The sequence below is a fragment of the Methylobacterium sp. D53M genome, from assembly GCF_053345625.1.
In genome coordinates this window covers 1-2,558 of the sequence record NZ_JBKFAL010000070.1, presented here as the reverse complement: position 1 = coordinate 2,558, position 2,558 = coordinate 1, and the positions used below count along the sequence as shown (strand labels likewise).

The following is a 2,558-nucleotide window of genomic DNA, read 5'->3' as shown; positions in this document are numbered from 1 at the left end:
CCGGTCTGGCCCTCAACACCGGCACCATCGGCGGCGGCGCGACCAACAGCGGCAGCCTGGTCAATGCCGGCACCCTCGCGGGCGGTCTGACCAACACCGGCACGGCCCTCAACACCGGCACCATCGGCGGTGGCGTCATCAGCAGCGGCATCTTGAGCAACAGCGGCGCCATCGGCGGCGGCGTCGCCAACACCGGCCTCCTCGCCACCAGCGGCACGATCAGCGGCGGCCTGACCAATGCCGGCACCGTGCTCGCCAGCGCTGGCCGCATCGACGGCGCCATCGCCAACAATGCCGGCCTGCTCGCCGTGTCCGGGACCGTCGCCAGCGCCGGCCCCTTCGCCAACGCCGCCGGCGCGACGCTCGCCGTCACCACGGGCGGCAGCTACAGCCTCGCCGGCCCCCTCGCCAATGCCGGCCTCGTCGCCGTCGCCCAGAGCGCCAGCCTCACCGCCTCCGGCGGCCTCAGCAACGCCGGCCTCGTCGCCAGCGACGGCACCCTCACCGCCGACCTGACCAACACCGGCGTCGCCCGCCTGTCCGGGCAGTTCAACGGCACGCTCACCAACACCGGCCTCGTGCAGATTACCGGCCCGCTCGCCGGGCTGACCGGCCTGACCAACACCGGCGCCCTCGACCTCGGCGGCACCGCCCTCACGCTCACCGACCTCGCCGGCCCGGCCGCCGCCGTCCTGGGCAACGGCGCCCTCACGGTCTCCAATGCGGCCGCCTCCACCTACGCCGGCGCCATCCTGGAGACCGCGAGCCCGACCAGCCTGACCAAGGCCGGCCCCGGCACGCTCCTGCTCACCGGCCCCGGCCTCTTCTCCGGCCCGACCACAATCCAGGCCGGCACGCTCTCCCTCAACGGCCTCTGGACCTCGCCGGTCACGGTCGCGGCCGCCGGCACCCTGCGCGGCATCGGCACCGTCGCGGCCCCGGTCACGGTCGCGGGCGCCCTGCGGCCGGGCAACTCCCCCGGCACGCTCACCGTGCTCGGCCCGGTGGCGTTCGCCCCCGGCAGCAGCCTCGGCCTCGACATCGACGGCCCGGGCACCGGCACCGGCGCGGGCAGCTACGCCCGCCTGCTGGCGCTCGGCCCGACCGGCACGGTCTCGGCCAACGGCACCCTGGTGCCGGAGCTGCGCGGCATCACCGGCAACGCGGGCAACAGCTTCACCCCCGCGCTCGGCCAGCGCTTCGGCGTGCTCACCGCGCAGGCCGGGCTGTCGGGCTCGTTCAGCGGGCTCGCCCAGCCGGCGGCGGGGCTGCCGGCGGGCACGCGCCTCGACGCGCTCTACGCCGCCACCGGCCTCGACCTCGTGGTCACGCCCGCCGCCTACGGCAACCTCGCAGGCCTCGGCCTCGCCCAGACCGGCAACGCCCGGGCCGTGGGCGCGGCCCTCGACCTCGCCCGCCCGGCGGCCGGCACGCGGCCGGACGCGGCGCGGGCGCGGGTGTTCGACCCGCTCTACGCGGCCGGCCCGGCGACGCTGCCGGGCGGCCTGGCGAGCCTGTCGGGCCAGAGCTACGGCGACGCGGTGATGACCGACCTCGCCGCGCGCCGTCTGCTCTCCGACACGATCGACCGGCACCAGCGCGGGCTGGGCGGGGGCGCGGGCGCGTTCAGCGCGGGCGATCCGGGTCCGGGCCCGAACCGCACGGCGCTGCAGGTGCGCGGCGGCGCCGGGGCGGCGGAGCGGCCGCTTGCGGTGGGCGAGGGCCGGGTCTGGGCCGACGCGCTGTACGGGTTCGGCGCGCGCGCGGGCGACCGGGCGGCGGCGGGCGCCGGGTTCGACGCGGGCGGGCTGCTGATGGGCGTCGACCGCCAGGTCGGGGCGGACACGCAGGTGGGCGGTGCGTTCAGCTACCTGCGCGCGGGGGGCACGTCGCGGGGCGCGGGGCTGGGTCGGTTCACCACCGACAGCTACGGCGGGACGCTGTACGCGAGCACGCGGCTGGGCGCGGTGATCCTGCGGGGCACGGCGGGGGTGTCGTACGCGGACGGTCGGGTGGACCGGACGGTGGCGCTGGGCGCGGCGGTGTCGCAGGCGTCCGGGCTGTCGTCGGGCTGGAACGGCGGGGTGTCGGGCTTTGCCGGCTACGCGCTGGCGGTGGGTCTTCCGGTGGAGCTCGTGCCGGAGGTGGGCTTCAGCTACGACCGGCTGACGCGGGGCCGCGTGTCCGAGCGGGGCGGTCTGGTCGGGCAGGGCTTCGGCGGGCAGGGCTTCGCGGTGGCCGACCTCGACGCGGCGCGCAGCCTGGTCGGCGGGCGTGTGACGAGTTGGGCGTTGGCGGGCATTCCGGACCTGCGCCTGGAGGGCCGGGCGTACTGGGCGCACGAGCTGGCCGACACGGCGGCGGTGATCCGCTCGAACCTGTTCGGGGCGGGGTTCGCGGGCCGGACGAGCGCGCTGGGCCGGGACGGCGCGGTTCTGGGGGTGAGCCTGACGGGGGCGGTCGCCGCGGGCGTGCGGCTGTCGGTGGGCTATACCGGCGACGTCCGCCCGGGCGCCACCGCCCAGGTGTTCACCGCAGGCCTCCAGGCCGCGTGGTGA

Annotated in this window: 1 protein-coding gene; it reads left to right on the top strand. The window is 77.4% G+C overall.

From position 1 onward, the window contains the following. The coding region (locus ACLBYG_RS31510; protein WP_447684075.1) for an autotransporter outer membrane beta-barrel domain-containing protein at nt 1-2,558 on the top strand (2,558 nt) is incomplete at its 5' end.